This window comes from Listeria monocytogenes ATCC 19117, assembly GCF_000307025.1.
GTDB lineage: Bacteria > Bacillota > Bacilli > Lactobacillales > Listeriaceae > Listeria > Listeria monocytogenes_B.
This window is the reverse complement of the sequence record NC_018584.1, coordinates 367,824-389,870: the sequence shown is the minus strand read 5'-3', so window position 1 is coordinate 389,870 and position 22,047 is coordinate 367,824. Positions and strand designations below refer to the sequence as shown.

At 35.7% G+C, this 22,047-nt stretch carries 11 protein-coding genes; 2 read left to right on the top strand and 9 right to left on the bottom strand.

What is annotated here, in order from left to right:
* Positions 1 to 192: 192 nt before the first annotated feature.
* Entirely contained in the window at positions 193 to 5,520 is a 5,328-nt protein-coding gene (inlI, locus tag LMOATCC19117_RS01835) for a class 1 internalin InlI (RefSeq protein ID WP_003734826.1), read from the bottom strand.
* A gap of 390 nt (positions 5,521 to 5,910) precedes the next feature.
* On the bottom strand, positions 5,911 to 9,132 hold the full coding sequence (locus LMOATCC19117_RS01830) for a LapB repeat-containing protein (protein WP_003743541.1): 3,222 nt from the start codon (positions 9,130 to 9,132) through the stop codon (positions 5,911 to 5,913).
* Positions 9,133 to 9,700: 568 nt separating this feature from the next.
* On the opposite strand from LMOATCC19117_RS01830, the gene LMOATCC19117_RS01825 reads away from it, so the two are divergent.
* On the top strand, positions 9,701 to 11,557 hold the full coding sequence (locus tag LMOATCC19117_RS01825; protein ID WP_003728022.1) for a LapB repeat-containing protein: 1,857 nt from the start codon (positions 9,701 to 9,703) through the stop codon (positions 11,555 to 11,557).
* A gap of 154 nt (positions 11,558 to 11,711) precedes the next feature.
* Here LMOATCC19117_RS01825 and LMOATCC19117_RS01820 read toward each other — a convergent pair whose 3' ends face one another.
* The 5 genes from LMOATCC19117_RS01820 to LMOATCC19117_RS01800 form a co-directional block, all read right to left on the bottom strand.
* Positions 11,712 to 12,392: a hypothetical protein gene (locus LMOATCC19117_RS01820; RefSeq protein WP_003740399.1), complete on the bottom strand. Its 681-nt coding sequence runs from the start codon at positions 12,390 to 12,392 to the stop codon at positions 11,712 to 11,714.
* A 137-nt stretch (positions 12,393 to 12,529) separates the two neighbouring features.
* Positions 12,530 to 16,576: a MucBP domain-containing protein gene (locus LMOATCC19117_RS01815; RefSeq protein WP_072219622.1), complete on the bottom strand. Its 4,047-nt coding sequence runs from the start codon at positions 16,574 to 16,576 to the stop codon at positions 12,530 to 12,532.
* A 201-nt stretch (positions 16,577 to 16,777) separates the two neighbouring features.
* On the bottom strand, positions 16,778 to 17,650 hold the full coding sequence (locus LMOATCC19117_RS01810; RefSeq protein WP_003724258.1) for an Rgg/GadR/MutR family transcriptional regulator: 873 nt from the start codon (positions 17,648 to 17,650) through the stop codon (positions 16,778 to 16,780).
* Positions 17,651 to 17,813: 163 nt separating this feature from the next.
* Complete coding sequence (locus tag LMOATCC19117_RS01805) at positions 17,814 to 18,716, bottom strand: XRE/MutR family transcriptional regulator (RefSeq protein WP_003724257.1); 903 nt, start codon at positions 18,714 to 18,716, stop codon at positions 17,814 to 17,816.
* Between the two features lie 267 nt (positions 18,717 to 18,983).
* Positions 18,984 to 19,448 carry a superoxide dismutase gene (locus tag LMOATCC19117_RS01800; RefSeq protein ID WP_072219623.1) on the bottom strand — a complete coding sequence of 155 codons (465 nt, stop codon included), beginning with the start codon at positions 19,446 to 19,448 and terminating at the stop codon, positions 18,984 to 18,986.
* 157 nt (positions 19,449 to 19,605) lie between these two features.
* Between LMOATCC19117_RS01800 and LMOATCC19117_RS01795 the strand changes: the two genes are divergently transcribed.
* On the top strand, positions 19,606 to 20,379 hold the full coding sequence (locus LMOATCC19117_RS01795) for an endonuclease/exonuclease/phosphatase family protein (RefSeq protein ID WP_014929020.1): 774 nt from the start codon (positions 19,606 to 19,608) through the stop codon (positions 20,377 to 20,379).
* Positions 20,380 to 20,413: 34 nt separating this feature from the next.
* Here the strand turns inward: LMOATCC19117_RS01795 and LMOATCC19117_RS01790 are convergent, their stop codons facing one another.
* Together LMOATCC19117_RS01790 and LMOATCC19117_RS01785 are read right to left on the bottom strand one after the other, a co-directional pair.
* Positions 20,414 to 20,806 carry a PH domain-containing protein gene (locus LMOATCC19117_RS01790; RefSeq protein WP_003734568.1) on the bottom strand — a complete coding sequence of 131 codons (393 nt, stop codon included), beginning with the start codon at positions 20,804 to 20,806 and terminating at the stop codon, positions 20,414 to 20,416.
* A gap of 297 nt (positions 20,807 to 21,103) precedes the next feature.
* Positions 21,104 to 21,763, bottom strand: coding sequence for a GAP family protein (locus LMOATCC19117_RS01785; RefSeq protein ID WP_003728031.1), 660 nt, complete (start codon positions 21,761 to 21,763; stop codon positions 21,104 to 21,106).
* Positions 21,764 to 22,047: the final 284 nt, after the last annotated feature.

Genomic DNA, 22,047 nt, shown 5'->3' with positions numbered 1-22,047 from the left:
ATATTATTATAACATTCAAAAACAAATTGTTTGTGTGCATTTCATGAACGTTTTATAGTTCACATTAGAAATTAGAAGGAAGCTTTTCATCATTACTTCCTGTTAGATTTGGTTCAATAAGTAATAAAAGCCTTATAAAATATCATTATTTAATGAATTCTATAAGGCTTCTATTATTTAAAGATTATCCATTTATTGGTTCGTTTTTGGTTTTCTAAAAAGGAATATACTAGCAACGAGTAGCATATTAAAACCGATTAAAACTGCTAATGCCATATTTTCAGTATCTCCGGTGGCAGGCAACGTATTATTGTCTACTTTTAGCTTCGTATCAGCACTTGGTGGTTGGTTTGTTTTCCCTTTAACTTTAGGCTCATCTTTACTAACTTGTGTATTTTTTTTGTATTTAAAAGTAACTGTTTGCGATTTTTCGGTAAAAACACCTTTAGCAGAATCATCGCCAACTACGCTATAGCCATCAATTGCCTTGGCTTCTACACTATAACTATCATCAATATCCCCTGTAACCTTTTTAGAATCAGCCAATTTCTTACCTGACTCATCTACATACTGAACTGTTATTTCGCCTGATTTTTTGGAAGGCGTTGCTGTAGTGTATGTGAAAGTAATAGTTTGCGGTTCTTCTGTTATCTTACCACTTGCAATTGCTCGGCATGAATAACCACTCACCGTTTGCGCCTCAGCTTCAAAATCATCTCCTACTTCGCCAGTTATTTGTTTATCTTCGGCAACTGCTTTTCCATTTGCATCTTCGTATTTAATCGTTACAACACCAGGCTCGATTGCTTTATAATGAAACACAACTGTCTGCTCAACTGTTGAAAATACGCCGCTTAAAGTGGCATCACATTTGTATCCAGCTATAGATTTCGCGTCAATAGAAAATGCATCATCTAGATTACCAGTTAAGGTCTCCGCTGCACTAATTTCTGCTCCATTTTCATCTACATATTTTACATTTACTTTTTCAGCAGCAGCATCACTTACAATGACGCTTACTTCTACTGGATTGGCAGCTTGGCCATCTTCATTCGTAGCAGTCAGTGTGACCGTATAAGTTCCAACTTTATTAATATCTACTTTTTCTGCAAAATCGGTTTTAATTTCCACGTTAGCTTCATCGATTTTTGCATCACTATCATATAAAAATCTTCTTTCATCTGTTTGTTCATGTTTGTTATATTTTACTTCTGCATTCGCTGTAATTACTGGTGCACTTTCTGCTCCAATGTGAACAATTACTTCAATTGGTGTAGAGACAGCCCCATCTTCGTTTGTAGCATTTATCGTAACAGTATAATCTCCTGTTTTACTTCTATCTACTACGGAATCAAAATTACTTGTTGCTTTTGCTGTACTTGGGGCTTCCGTTCCTTCTAAATGAACATCTTTGAAGAAATCAGATTCGGTTACAGCTTCATTTTTCGCATAGCTTACTTCTGCATCAGCTTTTAACGTCGCGGCTGGTTCTTTATTTATTGTAACGGTCACTGCTACTGGTTCTGCGCTAATGCCGTCTTCATTTACAGCATTAAGCGTAACTGTGTAGCTCATGGCTGTTTTGAAGTTTGTCGCGGTCTCGAAATTAGAGGTGATTACAGTTGAGCTTTGACCATCACTACTTGTTGCATGAATATCTTCTAAGAACTTCGCTTCCGTTATGTTAGCGAACTTGTCATAGGAAATAGTTGCATCGGCTGTTATAACAGGACGTTCTCCTTGTTGAACATGTACAATTACTTCAACCGGTGTAGCCTTTACGCCGTCTTCATTCGTAGCATTTAATGTTACCGTGTAATCGCCAGCTTTATTTAAATTCACATCGGCACTGAAGTTACTTGTAATCGTTACATTTTTTTCATTAATAGTTGCATGAATATCACTTAAAAATTCTGCTTCACTTACTTCATCAAATTTCGGATAGGTTATTTCCTTATCAGCAGTGATTTCTGGCGCTGGAAGTTTTTTTACTATGACAGAAACTTCTTTTGGTGCCGATACTCCGCCATCTTCATTTGTAGCAGTAATCGTTACTGTGTACGTTCCTGGGACGTCTAGTTTAACTACTGTTTCAAAATCACTTTCCAAAACTGCGGTTGTTGGGCTCGCGTTAATACTAGCATGAACATCTTTTAGAAATTGCGTTTCATTAATCTCTGCATATTTTTCATATTGTTGTGCCGTATTTGCGCTAATCGTTGCTATTTTCTCTTTCTCCACATGGACAATAATTGCAGTTGGCGTAGACGCTACACCATCACTATTAATAGAATTCAGAGTAACAGTATAATCACCTGCTTTATCTAAATTAACTGCTGTAGCAAAGTTAGAAGTTATTATAGAGCCATCATTTGTATCTGCGTCTATATCATCTAAGAAAGCTGCTTCGGTTTTTTTAGAGAATTTGTCATAAGTGATGTCAGTTTTCGCACTTATAATCGGCGCCGGATCTTTGTCTACAGTAACAGTGACATAGACCGTTTCAGCTTTCACGCCGTCCTCATTTTCAGAATTTAGCGCAACGGTATAATCTCCGCCTTTATTCAAGTTAACTGCTGTACTAAAATTAGTTGTAATAGCTGTATTTAAATCCGTACTCGCATGAACATCTTCTAAAAATTGTTTCTCTGTAATAGTCGCATGTTTATCATAATTAATTGTTTGGTCTGCCGAAATGACAGGCGCTCCGTGAAGAACTTTGACAATTACTTTGCAACTATCCCCTTGGATTCCATCTTTTTCAGAAGTTAGAGTAACTTCATATTCACCAAAAGTGTTTAAATCCACCACTGTAGCAAAATCACTTGTAACAGGTGCACCGTCTGATGATTTTGCATTAACATCTTTTAAAAACTGCTCCTCTGAAATAGTATCACCAATTGTATAAGTTTGCTCTGCATTTGCAGTTACTTTAACTGCAGATTTATAAGGTTGGGTGATTGTTCCTGAGAAGGTTAAACCATCTTTTAGCCTGTTAAAGTTAAATTCAGTGGAACTGGAGGCTGCGGTCATGTTAGTCCAAGTTATTTCCCCATCCTTGTAAGTACCAGAGTGCGCTATAGATGATGGCGCTAGTGGTGTGCCGTCATACCAAACAACCGGATTATCTATGGTAAATGAGCTTTGATATGATAATACAGTTGGCAATGTATATGTTTGATTACTCGCAGTAACACTCGCCCCCCGATTAACCATATTAGCGGCAGGACTAATATCAATAATTTTATTTTTTGATAGTGCTAGCTTGTTTAAATTATCCAGATCACTAAGTGCTGATATATCTTCAATCTGGTTGTTTTCAAGTGTTAATTCTTGAAGAGTCGTCAAATTAGACAAAGCAGAAATATCTTTAATTTTATTGGAATCTAAATTTAAGTAGATTAGTCTTGATAGGGTGGAAAGCCCACTTATATCACTAATATAACCATTATCTCGCAAATTTAATTCCGTTAGATTTGTTAAATCACTTAATGCACTTAAGTTCCCTTCTGTTCCAGTGTAATTAAGGTAATTGTTTTGTAATTCTAAATTTCTCAGCTTAGAAACACCGTCCATCGTTCCTAGGCTTCTTAAATAAGAATAATTGTCTGTAACTTTTAATATTTCTAACTTGGGTAAGTCGCCAATTGGAGCAAGTGATGGTATTCTGTTGAAAGATAAATCTACATAAGTTAATTCTGGTAAATTATCCATCGTACCAATATTGGTAATCAAATTATTTTGCGCATAAAACGTCTCCAAACTTGGTAAATCATGTATAACGGATGTATTTGTAATTCTATTTGAATGCACATCTAGGTTTTGCAATTTTGGTAAATTATCAAAGGTACCTATATTTGTAATTAAGTTATTACTCGCATCCACTTTTCTTAAATTCGGCATATCGTGAATCATCGAAATATCTGATATATTGTTGTTTTGAGCGTAAAATTCCTTCAGTGAAGGTAATTCAGTCATTTTACCGACTGTCCTAATGACATTATTTGATACATTAATATAATTTAAACTCGGGAAATTTGTTAGTGTACTCACATCTGATAACCTATTCGAACTAACATTCAACCATTCTAATAGTGGTAATTTTTTTAATTCCCCTATTGTTGTAAGATAATTTACACTTACATCTAAATAGCTTAATCGAGGTAAGTCGTTTATTTCACTTATACTAGTTAGTTGATTTTCCTTGAGATCTAATTTTTCTAATTTAGGAAGGTTATCAAGCGTTCCAATAGATGTAATTCCGCAGCCATCCAAGGCTAATGTTTTTAATTGTGGCATATCGGTAACTGCATTAATATTGGTTAAATCTTTATTATCTGAGAGAATTAATGTCTGTAATTTCGGTAAATTATTTAGTGTTCCTAAATCTTCAATTGCACAGCTATCTGCCGTAATATTCACCAAATTAGGCAAGTCCTTCAAGCTTGTGATTTCTTTCAGTTTACTACAACCACTTAATTGAATCATTTCGAGTTCCGAAAGCCCGCTAATATCTCCAAGCGTTTCTAAATCGGTACAGTTACTCGCATCAATCAATTGAAGCTTCGTCGCCCCTTTTAATGTCGCTAAACTTTTTAAAGAAGCATTCCCTTTAATATAGAGATTCTTTAGTTTTGGAAGTTTTGCTAATGAAGTTAAGTCGGTTAAATCATTTTCTTGCAAGTAAAATGTTTCTATTTCTGGCAAAATAGCGCCAGCTGGATTATCTAATTCCAATGTTTTAATATTACAGCCTTGCGCACTAATTTCTTTTAACACTGGCAACGATGCAACTTCTGAAATATCCTCTAAAGCCTTATTTGCTGAGACATTAAGTTCTTGCAAATTAACTAAACTCTCCACCCCTGAAAGGTTTACTAATGTTCGATTGGAAGAAAGGTTAAGTGAAACCAACTTCACCAAATCTTTAATTGGAGCTAAATCAGATATATTATTCTCACTTAAATTCAGGCTCGTTAAATTCTCTAAATATTGTAATCCTTCAATATTAGAAATATCCGTTGGGTCATTGCCCGTTTCCCCACTCAAATCAAGTTGGCTTATTGCTAAAAGAGCCGCACTATCCACTGATTCATTACCTGTTGCAGCCGCATTTCCTGTGATAATCACGGCTAATTTTTTAGCAAGATTATCGTCTGGAAACAAAGAATTAAATGTGCTTCCTGCTGGTACTACTGCTTTTAAATTAGTTTGTTTCAACTGACTTTTGTCTGTATTAATTTCTGTTTTAATATTAGAAGCCGGTTCTTTTGTTTTCGCTTTTTCCTCTTTTTCTGTCGTTTCTTTGCTTGCTTCTGCTTCTTTTGGCTCTTCTGCCTTTTCATTGTCTGAACCAGATTCGCTTTCTGTAGCTTCAGTAGCAGTTTCTGTTTCTGCCGTTTTCACTGTCGTATCTTCGGTGACAGTGGTTTCATCTGCACCTACTAATAGAGTATCAAAAGGCGCTAAATAACCAAGTAACAATACGCTGATAATAACTATACTAAATTTCTTTTTCAAGACTTTCCCTCTATTCTATCTTTTAATTTATTTTGAATAAAATTGACACTAATTAATTATAAGATGTTAGAAATAGTTAGATAGTTCGAGTCAGTACTAAATCGTCCGGAAAATGTGTCTATTTTTGGGTTTCACTTATTAAATCGCAGAGGAAGTTCTATTATTAGACTATCCTTCGTCTTTGAGGGAATAATAGGCAAAAAAAACTATCACCCCTTTTCATAAAGTCAAAAGTTGTTTTGGGACATGTTACTCGTTTTTTCTGCTATCTTTTAGTACTCCAGTATCAAAAAAAGAGGAGACAGCTCTCTGTCTCCTCTCCTTGTGAGTTGCAACTATTTATCTCCTAGAAGCAACCAATTACACTATTTTTTAAATTTCTATGAGCTTTTATTTAGCACGCTTTTTTTGAGTAAGGCGAATGAAAAGCCCCAACATTAGTAATCCAAAGCCCACTAATAAAACAGTTGCATTATCATCGCCTGTAGCTGGTAATTTAATATTAGATCTATTTTCCAAGTTTCCACTCTCGGACTGACCTGTTGGACTTACTTTTATAGAAGAGGGTGTTGAGGGCTTATCTCCACCGGCCGCTTCTGCTTTATTTGTATCTTTACTAAACTGAGCATAAAGAATAATATTATATGCTGGCATTTTATCTGTTGTAAAATCCCATTTATTACCACCAGTTTTCGAGTCATACCAACCAATAAAAGTATAGCCTTCTTTTGTTGGGCTCAATGGTTCAGAAATTAGCTCTCCAGCTTCAAGAGATTCTGTCGTTTGTACATCATCCACATCAAATGTCACATTCGAAATCGTTGGTGCTAGTGGCTCTACGATATGCACCTTTACTTCTACAGGGATTGCTTCTACTCCATCTTCATTTGTAGATTTTAACGTTACGGTATAATCTCCTGCAGTGCTCCATATTACAGCCGTAGCGAAATCACTTTCAATTGGTGAACCATCACTCGTTTTAGCATGAATCGCTGCAAGAAATTCCGTTATGCTGACTTCCGCGTTTTTAGCGTACGTGATTTCTTTATCTGCGGTAATTACTGGTGCTGGTGACTTAGCGATGTGCACAGTTACTTCTACAGGGATTGCTTCTACTCCGTCTTCATTTGTAGACCTTAGCGTTACGGTATAACCTCCTACAGTGCCCCATGTTACAGCCGTATCTAAATCAGCTTCAATTGATGAACCATCACTCGTTTTAGCATGAATCGCTGCAAGATATTCCGTGATGCTGACTTCCGCGTTTTTAGCGTACGTAATTTCTTTATCTGCGGTAATTACTGGCGCTGGCGACTTGGCGATGTGCACAGTTACTTCTACAGGGATTGCTTCAACTCCATCTTCATTTGTAGACCTTAGCGTTACGGTATAATCTCCTGCAGTGCCCCAATTTACAGCCGTAGCGAAATCACTTTCAATTGGTGAACCATCATTCGTTTTAGCATGAATCGCTGCAAGATATTCCGTGATGCTGACTTCCGCGTTTTTAGTGTATGTGATTTCTTTATCTGCGGTAATTACTGGCGCTGGCGACTTAGCGATATGCACTAATACAGTCACCGAAGTCGCTTTTACTCCATCCTCATTCACTGCATTTAATGTCACTTCATACGTTCCCGCTTTTGCAAAGTCCACAACACTTTCAAAATCAGAAGTTAGTGTTGCATCATCCGTTACGCTTGCAGAAATATCTTTGAAAAAGGCAGCTTCTGATACCGTTTCGTTTTTCGGGTAATTCATCTCTGCATCTGCGCTAATAACTGGTACTTTAGATGCTTTGATTGGTTGTGTCACTTTCCCCGAAAAAGTTCCTTGAATAGTTGCCTCTTGAACAGGTTCACTAAATTGATAATCAACGGCATTCACGCTTTTTATATCTTCAAAAAGCCACTTGATTTGGTTATTTTGATAGGTTCCCTTATTAGAGATGGATTTGGCAGTGGTTATTTGACCGAAATTCTTCACTTCATTATCAAGAACTAGGTCTGACACGATAACTTTTTGCTTTAGAGTGATTGTTTGATTCATCGCACTTAGCGTTGTTAATACGGGATTTTCCGTTTTCAAACTTGTTGGCAATACACTGATATGGTTATTGTCTACGGTGAGTGTCTGTAATTTAGGGAACGCATGTAGGTTCTCTATTTCAGTCACTAAATTCTCAGATACGTATAAAGTGTTTACTGCAGATAAATTTTCAAGTCCTTCTAGTGTAGTAATTTTGTTGTTACTTATATTTACCATTGATACTTTTGGAAGGTTATTAATTACTAACTCTTCTATCGCGCAACGATCTAATCGTACTGAAGAGCTTATTGATGGTAAATTTTCTAGAATCACCTTACTTAATCCTGGTGTACTCGAAAAAACAATATCATTTTGATAAGCACTAGAGCCATTACCTGCAACTATCAAAATTGGAAGATTTTTTAGCGTAACTTCTGTCAACTCTGAACTACTACCTGTGTCGCACTCAAAGGTCCATAATTTTGGCTGGTCTTGAATATTTATCTTAATTAAATTATTACCACGAACATCCATTGTTCTTAATAACGGGAGTTTTTCCGCTGTTACTTGATCCATTACCACATTAGTAAGAGCATTCCATCCCAGCTCTAAATTCTGTAATTTAGGGAAGGCATGCATACTTTCTATTTCAGTCACTAAATTCTCAGATACGTATAAAGTGTTTACTGCAGATAAATTTTCAAGTCCTTCTAGTGTAGTAATTTTGTTGTTACTTATATTTACCATTGATACTTTTGGAAGGTTATTAATTACTAACTCTTCTATCGCGCAACGATCTAATCGTACTGAAGAGCTTATTGATGGTAAATTTTCTAGAATCACCTTACTTAATCCTGGTGTACTAGAAAAAACAATATCATTTTGATAAGCACTAGAGCCATTACCTGCAACTATTAAAGTTGGAAGATTTTTTAGCGTAACTTCTGTCAACTCTGAACTACTACCTGTGTCACACTCAATGGTGCGTAATTTAGGTTGGTCTTGAACATTTATATTTTTTAAGTTATTACTACGAATATCAACAGCGCTTAACATAGGTAAATTACTATTCGCGTTTAGGTTGAAACTTGTTATTTTATTATTAGATACATTTAGATTGGACAAATTCACGAGACCATTGAGTGCAGAAATATCAGTGATTTGGTTCCCGCTTATACTTAAAGAGGTTAATTTTGAAAGTAAATCTATTCCTGTTAAATCAACTATCCCTTTAGATGTAGCAGTTAGTGAAGTGATTTTATTCAAGTCTGTTTGCGATACTTCTTGCGTGATATCCTCTGAACCAGTTGCTGCTTTTGCAATTACAGTAGCTAAAGCTGCATCAGGAAAAACAGTTTCATATGTTTCGCCTGCTTGAAGGACAGTTTTTTCTTGCTTCAGATTATTGGTAAGGGTAGGTTTCTGAGGCGTTTTTTCTTCGAGAGCTACTTTAGGCTCTAACGTGGTTTCTGTATTTACTGATTTCGATTCATTTTCTTCCGCCATGGTGATTAACGGGTATGCGAAGAGTGATTGAAAAAGGACCACTCCAATCATGATAATCTGTTTTGTTTTGCTTTTCATAATCTATCTCCTTCTCGTTGTTGTTAGCATCTTCAGTAATAATAGAATGAATGAGCAAGTTAAAAATACCTACTATTTCATTGAAAAGTATTATTTAAGTATATATCCCATAAACTCCTCCACACATAACAATTAGTCTTTTTTCATCTAATTCGTTAAAGCCCTAAAATTCGCGTAAAATTATGAGGAGATGGAGTTGCTTTATATATAATATATCAAATTCACAACGAGTTTGTACTATTATTATTACTTTTTCATATAGTATCAAGAGGGATTTTTATCTATCTTCGGTAAATTTATACTATAAACAGACAAATTCACAGAATAGTTTTTAAAATAAAAACAGCTGAAACAAAGGCGTAGTAGCCATTGTTAGGGAATTTAATATCTTAAGTATTGTTCCAATATTATAATCGACCGCAATTCGTAACATTTTCGACACAAAATAGCCGATATTTTGTATCTTCTGGTAGTTTCTATATAAAATCTCATCTTCACGTGCTAATATATATTTTGTTTGAACACTGCTGACTATACTAAACAACAGCAACTGAAGGAGCAACTAACTATGAAACTGTCCAAATTTTTTACAATAATTGCATTAAGTGCCACCGTTACAAGTAGCCTACCGATACCAATGGTAAAAGCAGAGAGCACAACCGCAAATGAAACTAAAATCGAAAATCAATTACCAAAAACAGATTTAAAAGAAACACCGAAAGAAAAAACAACGAATAACAACCTGAAAAATCAACTTGTCCAAGCAGGAACCAAAACTTATAATGATTACTTTCCAGATGATAATTTAGCTAAAGCGGTAGCAGAAAAAATGAACAAAAACGTGGATGAATCTGTAACTGTCGAGGAATTAGCTAAAATAACTAAACTAGATGCACGGAGCCAAGGCATAGAAGATAGCACTGGAATCGAATATTTGACTGGATTAGAGATACTTTATCTTGAGGATAATCAACTAAAAAGTATAGATGTCAGTAAAAATCTAAATCTAAAAGACTTGGCTTGCTCTAACAACCCGTTAGCGAATTTAGATGTTAGTAAAAATCTTGCTTTAGAAGAATTGACTTGTGAAAACAATGAATTAACACAACTAGATGTTAGCAAAAATACAGCTTTAGAGTATTTGTATTGCCCTAGAAATCAGTTAACAAAGCTAGATGTTAGTAAAAACTCCGCTTTACGTTATTTGGCTTGCGATGTCAATCAGTTAACCAGTTTAGATGTTAGTCAAAATCCAGCTTTAACAAATCTTGGTTGTACTAAAAACCAACTTACAGATTTAGATGTTAGCCAAAATCCGAATTTAAGCACTTTGGTTTGTTCTGATAACCAGTTAACCAACTTAGACGTTAGCCAAAATCAAGCTCTAGCATATTTGACTTGTGATAACAATGGGTTGAAGAATATAGATATTGATCAAAATCTAGCTTTAATAGAGTTATCTTGTGAAAACAATCAACTAACGAATTTAGATACTACCCAAAATCTAGCTTTAGAGATTTTATATTGCGATGACAATCAGCTAACGAATTTAGATGTTAGAAAAAACGTAAATTTATTAATTTTATCTTGTAATAACAATCAACTAACGAATCTAGCTGTTGGAGAGACAATATTGGATGTAAGCTGTAATAATAACCAGCTAAAAGATATTAGTTCCTTACCAGATTATCTTACTGCTGAGAATGGCGAGTACCAAGCAATGGATCAAACATTAGTAGGTCCAATCCAAACGACACAAAATAATACACTTGTATACGCTGTTCCTACAGACCTGTTAGATAAGGATGGTAACATTGTTTCCATCATAAAACCAGAAAATGGTGGGGTTTATGATGCAGCTACTAGAACTATTACGTGGGAAAATTTACCAGATAGCGGAGAAGTGAGTTACACATTTGAAAGCAATGACTATGGTGTGTTTTCTGGAAGAGTTACTGTGCCATATACAGGAAAAGAAACTGTCAGCATTTCTAGTGATGATGAGATTAGTTACAAAGAAGGCACTACAAAAACAGAGGAAGCCTTCCTCACAGATATCCATGCAAGCGTAACTCCAGCAACAGAAACCATCACTAGCAATTTTGCTGACGTAGTAGACTTACAAACACCAGGTAAATATGTTGTAAAACTAAGCGTGGCAGAATCAGATATTACGAAAGACGTCATTGTGTATGTGACAGAGGAACCAAGTAAAGATAATCCTGTCGCTCCTGTTCCACCAAAAGATCCAGATAACAAAGTAGCAGACAATGACCAAAATACGGAAAAACCCCAAGTAAAAGTAGACGAAAAGACGTTGCCAAAAACAGGTGATATTACTAGCTTAAGTTTGTCATTGGCTGGAATTATTTGCTTAAGCTTTGGTATTCTATTTTTCATCAAACGAAAGAAAAAAACAGTTTAATAATGAGTAATAGCCTTATCATAAGTGATAAGGCTATTTTTTATTCTATCAATATCTACTTTTCAGATTACTTATTGGCAAAAAAATACAGTCAAAAAGCTCCCTCAGGCTTCTTGAGTGATAGAATAAACAGAGCTCGGCTATAATTCTTCCGCTACGCATTCTCAAATTGTACGTGGACCTTTTTATGCATCAAAGACTTCGTAATAAAATCTTTCTCCTTCACCTCGACTACGAATTTCAATTTTTTATGTGTTGCCCAATATTCCCAAAAATCGATGAACATGTGCAAATCGATAATATTTTCTTCCATTCGTGCTTGCTGACTCATCGTGTATTTTATTTCATGTAGACACGGGGTAAAAGCAAGGGTTTGTTCCACTGAGCAGCCTTCGATATGTTTAGAAATAATGAATTTCCATTTTTTTAGCATTCTTAGTTTCCCTATAAAAAACGCTTCTTGCTCTTGGACAGAAAAATGTTTTTTAATTTCTGGTGTGTCTTCACCGATAAATTCAATCGTTATCCGTTTACTAAAATCTTTTAAATGCTCTAAAAAGAGAATGGTTTCGCGGAAATGTAATTGGGATAATGTTAGTTTGATAATAAAATGTTGATTCCAAAGTTCTTTCACGATTTTTTGGACTTCTTTTTCAAACCACAACATAAATCTTGAATATTCCATCGTGCTTTCTAAACAAATTTGATATGGAAAAACTTCCCCATTTAATAAATTATTGTGTTTTTTTAAGACTTTTATTTCTTTCTTTTGCACTTGTCTACTCGTTGCATCGTAATGATTTTGTAAATGGATTTGATACTTTTTCTCTAACAAAGAATCGCCTCTTCCTTTGTGAAATTCTTTACAATAAATATCATACATCTTTTCCAAAATGGGTATTTCTAATGTCGGATATATTAGTTAAAACACCACCACAACAATCTGCGGCGGTGTTTTAATCTACGTTATACTTATCTTAATTTTTTACTTCCGACTGCCAAAAATACGCCTAAAATTAAAACGAGTCCTATAAGTCTTAGCAGGTTTAATAGTCCGGCATCGTCATCCCCTGTTTTAGGAAGAGTTTGCTTAACTACTTTAGTCTTAACTACTTTGCTTGCAGGTGTTTTTATTGTAAGAATAGTTGGTTTCGCTGGAGTAATAGGTTTGATAATAGCATCTTTTTTATACACATAATTGACTGTTACGTCACTTGTTCCAAAAGCACCTATTTGGTTCTTTGGTGCAGCTACTAGGCTATATCCTGGAATCAAGTGAGCTTTCGTTGTATAAGCGTCATGAATGTGATAAGTTTTTGCATCAACTGTTGGTAATGCTATTTCGTTGCCTTGTTGATCTTTAAAAGTAGAAGTAAGTTGATAATCATTTGCTTTATACACATAATTTACTTGAATATCACTTGCATTAAAAGTACCCGTTTCGTTCGTTGGTGTTTTTTCTAAACTGTAACCCGGAATCACGGCTGCTTTAGATGTGTAAGTGTCATGAATATGGTATTTTTGTGCGTCTACTTCTGCTGCTTTTAATTCGTTTCCTTGAGCATCTTTAAATGTCGAAGTTAGCGTGTAATCATTTGTTTGGTACACGTAATTCACAGTTACATTGCTCGCTCCAAAAGTACCTTGGTCATTCTTAGGTGTTGCCACTAATGTATAGCCCGGAATGATTGCTGCAGTTGTTTTGTATGTGTCTTGGATATGATAAGTTTTCGCGTCTACTTTAGGTGCTTGTAGTTCTTTGCCGTTTGCGTCTTTGTAGGTAGTTGTTAACGTATAATCATTTGCTTTATATACGTAATTAACTGTTTCATCACTTGCGCCAAATACACCTTTTTCATTGGCTGGTGTAGTTGTTAATGTGTAACCTGAAATGTTTAGCGCCGTTGCAGTGTATGGGTCGTTAATATTGTATGTTTTTGTATCAATGGCTAGTGGTTTTAAGTCTTTACCTTGTGTGTCTTTATATGTTGTGATTAATGCATAACCATTCGCTTTATATACATAATTAACTGTTACATTACTAGCACCAAATGTTCCTTTTTTGTTCGATGGTGTTGCCACTAATGTATAGCCCGGAATTGTTACGCCGCTAGTCGCATAGCCATCCTTAATAATAAATCCTTTTTTCACGATAGCTGGTTTTAGTTCTGTTCCTTGTACATTTTTGAAAGTGGAAGTTAAGGTATATTCATTCGCTTTGTATACATAATTGACTGTCACATTGCTCGTATTAAATGTACCTGTTTGATTTGTTGGTGCTGCCACTAATGTGTAGCCTGGAATGGTTGCTGCGCTAGTAGAATAGTTATCTTTTGTATGGTAAGTTTTGCTGTCTACAACTGGCGCTTTTAATTCTTTGCCGTTTGCATCTTTGTAGGTCGAAGTTAATGTGTAATCATCTGCTTTGTATACATAGTTGACTGTTACATTCGCCGCGCCAAATGTACCTGATTGATTCGCTGGTGCTGCGACTAATGTATAACCTGGAATAGTAGCTCCTGTCGTAGTATAAGTGTCGTTAATGTGATATTTTTGACTGTCTATGACTGGCGTTTTTAATTCCTTACCTTGCGCATCTTTATATGTTGAAGTTAGTGTGTAGTCATTGGCTTTGTAGACATAATTCACGGTTACATCACTCGCGCCAAATGTACCTGTTTGATTCGTTGGAGCCGCGACTAATGTATAACCTGGAATAGCAATATCACTCGTCGTGTAACCATCCTGAATATGGTACGTTTTCGAATCTACTTTTGGTAAAGCTAAATCATTCCCTTGTTGATCTTTGTACGTCGAAGTTAGTTTATAAGCAACTGCTTGATACACATAGTTCACTTGGATATCCGTGCTACCAAAAGTACCTGATTGGTTCGCTGGTGTTGCGACTAATGTATAGCCAGGAATGACAGCTGCAGTTGTAGCATAGTTATCTTGAATATGATACGTTTTGCTATCTACAACGGGCGGTTTTAACTCCGTTCCTTGCGCATCTTTATATGTCGAAGTTAATTTTAAGTCTGTTAATTTATACACATAATTAACCGTGATATCGCTCGTATGGAAGGTTCCTGTTTCGTTCGCAGGTGTCGATACTAGCGTATAACCCGGAATGGTTGCTGCACTTGTAGAATAGTTGTCTTGAATATGATATTTTTTACTATCTACAACGGGTTGTTTTAATTCTTTACCTTGCGCATCTTTGTACGTCGAAGTTAATGTATAATCTTCTGCTTTATAAACGTAATCAACCGTAATATCGCTTGTTCCAAAATTACCTTGGTTGTTTGTAGGGGTCGTCACTAATGTGTAGCCTGGGATCGTTTTGGCAGTTGTTGTATAGGGATCGTTCACGTGATAGGTTTTAGTATCGACATCATCTGGTGCGATTGTCTTCCCTTGTTGATCTTTAAATGTAGAAGTTAATTGATAGCCATTTGCTTGATATACGTAATGAACAGTGATGTTTGACGAACCAAATGTCCCAGTAGCGTTGGTTGGTGTTGCTACTAACGTATAACCTGGGAAAACTGCGGCTGTTGTTGTATACGTGTCTTGATAATGATACGTTGTCGCATCTACCACTGGTGCTTTTAGTTCTTGACCGTTCGTATCTTTGTAAGTGGAAGTGAGCGTATAATCGTCTTTTTTGTATACATAATTAACCGTGACATTCCCAGCTCCAAAAGTTCCGTTCTGATTAGCAGGTGTTGCAACTAAAGAATAGCCCGGAATGGTTGCTGCTGTTGTAGTATAGTTGTCTTGGATATGGTAATCTTTTGTATCCACAACTGGCGCTTTCAGTTCTTGACCTTGGGCATCTTTGAAAGTAGATGTTAGTTTATAATCATTTGCGCTGTATACATAGTTGACTGTAGCCGGGTTCATGGTGAATGTACCATTTTGATTGGCTGGTGTTGCAACTAAAGTATAGCCTGGGAAAGTTTTTTGTGTCGTTGTATAAGGGTCCCCGTCTTTACCATTTAAAATGACAGGTGGCGCAAGTTCTTGTCCTTTTGTATCTTCATGTTTCACTGTAATAGGTCCGCCGTTTAGCGCAGTGATGTTTACTGTAACTTGTGTTCTGGCAAATTTGTTCGATTGCGTGGAAAACTTGCTCTTGATGAAAATGGTCGCTTGACCCGGTGCTGCTGCTACGCCATTGTGGATTAGTGAACTTGAACCATCATCATAATACTCGAATTCGTGTTGCGCGAGTAAAGTTCGTCCAGATGTTAGTGCGAGTTTCGTTTTGTCTGGTGTTAATTGATTAAAATCAGTTCCAACAGGTACATCAATGGTATATCCAGGTGTTGTAGTTAGTTGGTCTTGTTTTTGATAGTTGTTATCGTAAAATTCTAATAGGTTATCCCCATTATTAAACTGGCTTATATAGTTAGCAGGAATATTGGTTACAATCTGGTTCCCTGCAGCCATTAAGTCTAAGTCTCCCCCAGTAGCATTTGTCCAGTTCGTAGTGAAAATTGCGTCTGGAACCTTCACTAAATGGTTATTTAATATCCCTAAGAATTTCAAATGACTCGCCATATTTGTTATTGTGGCAGGGATTTCTTCTATTGTTCCCCCAGAAACTTGTAATTCTTCTAACTTAGGTAGTTGGAAAGCAATCATTGGAAAGGTGCTTAAATTATTATCATTCAGAACTAAGATTTTTAACTCCTTTAAATTCCCCACTGAGTTAGATACGGAAGATAATGTTCCATTCTTAACTTCTAACGTAGTTAAATGAGTTAACATATCGATATTAGTCGGAATATCACTTGCCCCTGTTACTCGCAAGGCAGTTATAGCTTCTAAATCTGTCTGTGTAATATTCGCTCTCGTCTTACCAGTTTCTTTTTCAATCTCTTTTATAAACGGTTCATTACTATTCATGGTTTGTTCTAACCATGTAGGTGTGCTTGCAGAGACAGCCGTAAAACTAACTGTATTGATAATAACTACAAGCGCAATTAATGCAATAAATATTTTCTTTAAAATAACAATCTTCCTCCTTTTAACGCTAAATTTGCAGTGTCAGTTGGCAATTTATTCCTTTGCCAAAGCCCCTCCCTTCACTGTCAATATGGCTTTAAGCCGTACTTCAGTCTATATAATACTATGCGGAGTCTTAAAATTTTCTAATGTCGCATATATACTACTCAAAAAAAGAAAACCAAAAAGAATAGTCCTTTTTAGCTTTCATTCCATCGTTTTTATATCGTTGTTTTCCCTCGCAAATTGCCGGTACATGGTTTCATACTCTATCGCTTTATTTTCATAACCTAATGCTCGCAAAATAGCTACTGCCTGCTCGATTTCTTCGCCACCCTCGCGCTCTTCACCTTCTCCCCACCGCACAATTCCACGATAATACATACAAAGAATTTTGAAATAAGTACCATCACAGTCCTCACTAATTTTTTCTAAGCTTTTTATCATTAGCTCCATATGCTCTATTTCATTTCTCTCTATAAAATCATCCATGATACTAGCCAGCGCCGATTGTAAAATGCTTCTTCCTCGTTCAAAATGGCGGTATCTATCCAGCGTGTTTAACAATTTATAATAGAACGGTACTCGGCTTTTCAGTGGCAAATAGTGCATCATCCGCGTAAATAAAAAGATATCCTGCAATGTCCAAAAAACCGCTTCAATCAAATAATTTTCCAAAATTTGAACCGCTTTTTTGTCCGCCACTTGTTTGCCTTTTATATGATCTAACTCCAGTTTTATCGCCGCGCTTTTCACTTGATTAACTTTTCCTTTTTCTAATGATATTTTTTGGTAAAGGGATTCCCAAGCGCTTGCTTCATCCGTTTTACATGTCCGCGCGTAAGTTTCCCAAAAATCTTCCTTCTCCGGCAACTCCTCTTGATGATACATTAAGAAAAATTCCTCCATACTCACCATTAACTTAGCGACAATTTTCTCGAGTAATAGGCTTGATATTGCATGTGTCCCCTTTTCAAATTCAATTGCATAAGATTTACTAATAACCCCTGTGTACACTTCTTTTTGGGAGATTTTTTTAGACTGTCTTATTTGCCGAATCAGCTCACCATAACTTATCATCCGAAGACCTCCTCTTAGCTCAATTCTTGCCTTTATTTTACATTCCTTTCTTTTCTCTCTGTAAATAGTGCTATATATAGTACATAAAACATCTTTACCACAAACAAAAAAACACTAAAACGACTCCATTTTAGTGTTTTTTAAATAGAAATTCTTCGGATAGTTAATCTTCTACTTGGATATTTTCTTTTTCTAAAAATTGTTTTAATACCACGCTATACAAATCTGCTATTGCTTCATAATGCAGTTCTTTCCATGTTTGAATGGCTCTTTTGGCTTGGCGATAGCCCTTTTCCACTTCGCCTTCTTTCATCCAAATAGCCCCTTGATAATAATTGGCTACTATTCGATAAAAAGCACTGTTAAAACTACCACTTGTTTCAGATGCTTCTTTTAATTTTTCGAGTACTAGATTCGCATAATTGATTTTATTCTGTATGATGAGTTCATCTGTCAGATTAGCAAATAGATGGCAAAATAGCAGTCTTCCTCTATCATAGTACCTATACTTTTCATACGATTTCAACATAATTTGATAAAAGTGAATTTGTACTTCTTCCTCAAAAAATGATATGCCGTTGGAAAAAATACGAACCTCTTCTAAAGTCCACGTCTGCATTTTCCAAAGATAGTCATGAATAATTTTTTTATATTCATCAGAAATATTCGATTCATCAAACACATTCGTACGCAAATAATGATTAATCGTTTGAATTCTCGTATGAAGTATCGCTTTTCTAACTTCTGTCTGCTCCGTTCGCTCTAAAGTTATTTTATCTAGCAACGCCTGCATCCCTACAACATCATTTTTACCTGATAGCTCGACGAAATCAATCCAAAAACTATCATCCTCTGTCGAAGAAAAGTCTCTGTAAATAAAAAAGAATTCATCTAAAGGAACCATGATCCGCTTTAAAATTTCTTCAAACAAACTCAAAGTAATCTCGTGTTTTCCTTTTTCAAATCCGATTGCATAAGACCTAGATATAATTCCTGTGTATACCTCTTTTTGAGTCAAACCTTTAGATAGCCGTATTTCCCGAATCAATTCGCCATATGAACCCATATGATATCCCCCTAATTAAGTTCTTCCATTTCAAAAAGTCGGAATGCAGTATCTATGTCTATGCTTTAATTTCTCTACTCCAAACAATTTAGGAATCATTGTTCTTAAAATATATACCCTAAACACTAGTATTTTAATTCTTTTAAAAGCGAAAAGCTACTTACAATATCGTCATCTTTCTTTTGTAAGTATTAATAGCACAAAAAAAGAATGTCATTTTTCACATTCTCTTTAAAAATATGGTTATGAATTGTTTATTAGTCTTTTTTATTTCACTTCATAATTAGCACGTTTTAAAAGCTCCACTTTGTTTGTATCAGGATTATTTTCTTGATATTGCACGGCCGTTAATTCGTGAATTCCTCTTTTTAATTCTGCTTTACTTAATTGAATTTGAAAGGAAAGTTCGCCGCCACCTTGTTCCATTTGGACGATGTAGCCATCAATATAAACATAGGTCAAACTCACCGTACTTAATTCTTTCATATGAACTTCCAATTTTTCTACAGATTCCGCCTCTTCATAAACACAAGGCAGATCACCTTGACTTGAAATTCCATCCGTGGCAAGAAGTTCTATCCATCCTTTTTTCGTATCAGTTGGAGGGAAATGCTGTTTTCCCCTTTTAGCCGGCACACCGGAAACATCTCCATTCCCGCTGTCCACGCATGCTAATAATGCCACTAATACTATCAATAGTAATAATATGAGCAACCATCGACTTTTTCGCAACATAGTGACACTCCCTTTTTACAACAATACAATGGTTTTATTTTTCCAGAAAAAATGTAGAATATATACTACATAAAACCCAAATCAGTGAAACGTTTTCATAAATATGCTAAACTCTCTTTGTAAAACATTCCAATGAAAAGAAGGATGTGGAAAAATGTTCAGTGTAACTACTTTTAACATTCGTTTTGATGATACCTCTGAGCGGAAAAAGAGCTGGGAATTGCGTAAAATACTAACAAAATCATTACTTGATAAATATCAATGGGATTTCATGGGAGTGGAGGAACCCCTTCTGCCACAAATGCGCGACATGAAAGAAATGCAAAATTGGGATTATTTTGGTGTAGGACGAGATGATGGTTTTGAAAAAGGAGAATTTACTGCTGTTTTTTATAATTCTACTCGTTTCACCTTGTTGCAAGAAGGGCATTTTTGGCTTTCCGAAACGCCTGAGGTTCCTTCCATTCACTCAACAGCCATGTTTCCACGAATTTGCGTTTGGGGAAAACTAGAAGATTCAACGGATGGAAAGCAATTTTATATTTTCAATACACATTTAGATCATATCTCTGAAGAAGCTCGGCTATTCGCAAGCCAACTTTTACTACATAAAGCGAGCTTGATTCAAGAAGATTTACCGGTAATTTTACTTGGAGATTTCAATACAGAGCCTAGTACACCGACGTACAACTTAATAACTCAAAGATATCAGGATGCGCAGTTACTTTCTAAAACTCCTGTTAAAGGACCCCTTGGTAGTTTTCATGATTTTCAACCACTCCGACCTGAAAGCGAGCTAGAAAAAATTGATTACATCTTTGTGTCTAATGAGTTCCACATCTGCTCTTACGAAACTAGCACAGACGAAATAGACGGCTGTTCTGCTTCTGATCATTTTCCTGTGATGGCAGTAGTAGGATGGACATAAAAAAAGAGAAGACGATATTCGTCTTCTCTTCTACTCATAACATTTCTTTAATCATTTTATAAAGCGCAAAGCCCGTTTCCGTATCATTTTTATGTACTTTTAAGGAAATTGGTGCAGAGAAAGATGTATTTTGTGTCACGACTGTATTGCCGTCAACGCCAATTTTTAAGTCAAAATCACGGTCCAAAGTTCCAGCTGTCTCAATAGAAACATATTTTAATGCTTTCTTCGGGAAAAACTTATATTCTACTTTCTTTCCAGTTATTCCTTGAGCATCCACATTAAAAATCCCTTTAGAAGTAATAATAACTTCATCTCTTACAAACTTAAAAATCTGAATAATTGTTTCATCTTCTCCTAAAAATCTCTCAATGCCATAAGAAGATTCGGTAACTACGGCAGCTTTTCCCAACAACTTGTCTAACATTTAACCCATCCTTTTTATTTACATTATTTTATTCTACAAAAAGCCTCTTTCAATCAAAAGTCTATAACATTAGAAAAAAATAACTCCCCCGCTTAATTTCTTCCCAGTGAGTAAAATTTTAATAGTTAGAGGATGAATATAATCTTATTATATTCGCTAGTTCGGCTTTAGTCTAGTGTCATTTTCGAACAACTAATTATTTAGAAAGTATTATCAAAAATAGAACAGATTTCTTTTAATTTATTAAAAAAATAAAGCTGTCTTTCTCCTATGTTCCAGGAAAAAACAGCTTTATTTTTAAAACGCCTTACTAATAACACTCAAACCAATAAATAAGAAAAGAACCGCCATAATCACTGAATTGTTTTGGATAAGCCATTTACGCGTGCTATCCAATGCGTTGTTAAGTTTGCTCCCAGCTAATAAAAAAGCAATGGTAGGAATATAAATCGAACAACAAGCGATAATGCCAAAAATAATCGTTGCCGTTGTTTCTTGCCCACCAGATAAATTCAGCGCCCCAACGCTCACTCCCGCTGTAAGTGAAAGCAACATATTTTTTGGATTCACTGCTGAAAGCACAAACGCAAACATCATCGCGCCTCCCGGTTTAATATTGCTCATTTTTTCAAACCATTTTGGTGTTGCAGCCTGCTCCCCGTTTTTAGGACGTTTTGTAAAGTCATGTGCGCCTAGAAGTATAAGTAAAGCCCCCAGCACAATAAGTACCACTTTGACCAAGGTTGACTGATCTCCGGACGAACTAACCGCTGAACTCATTAAGAATAACCCAATAAAGAAAATAGCTATATTCCCAACAATCCAACCTACCGTATAAAAAATACTGTTAATCCGAGCCTTGTTGCTAAGTAAAATCAAAATAAGTCCTACAATTGGAAATGGGCTAATCAAAATCCCCACTGCCGGTGACAAAATAGCTGAAAACGCTGATCCCACGCTGACTCCTCCTCTGTATATATCTTTACTAATGAAAAAATCATCTTCATTAGACCGTTCCTTTTACCTAGTTCCCTCTAATCCCGGCTAACAAACAATTGTCGGTATATCTTTTTCTCAGAAGAACAAAAATGCTTTTATCGGAGCGCTTGACTAAAAAAAGACTTTATTCTAAGGGATACAATGTAGTTATTAGCCAAATGTGGCGAATTAGACATAATTTCACTTCACAAACCGGAAATACAACTCATTTCACTACTATTTTTAGCATCCTGATAATAGTA

What these genes read in the sequence shown, in the direction of transcription:
- LMOATCC19117_RS01810 (WP_003724258.1), bottom strand. Translation starts at nt 17,650, where the DNA reads ATGATAAGTTATGGTGAGCTGATTCGGCAAATAAGACAGTCTAAAAAA.
- LMOATCC19117_RS01805 (WP_003724257.1), bottom strand. Translation starts at nt 18,716, where the DNA reads ATGGGTTCATATGGCGAATTGATTCGGGAAATACGGCTATCTAAAGGT.
- LMOATCC19117_RS01825 (WP_003728022.1), top strand. Translation starts at nt 9,701, where the DNA reads ATGAAACTGTCCAAATTTTTTACAATAATTGCATTAAGTGCCACCGTT.
- LMOATCC19117_RS01830 (WP_003743541.1), bottom strand. Translation starts at nt 9,132, where the DNA reads ATGAAAAGCAAAACAAAACAGATTATCATGATTGGAGTGGTCCTTTTT.
- LMOATCC19117_RS01790 (WP_003734568.1), bottom strand. Translation starts at nt 20,806, where the DNA reads ATGTTAGACAAGTTGTTGGGAAAAGCTGCCGTAGTTACCGAATCTTCT.
- LMOATCC19117_RS01795 (WP_014929020.1), top strand. Translation starts at nt 19,606, where the DNA reads ATGTTCAGTGTAACTACTTTTAACATTCGTTTTGATGATACCTCTGAG.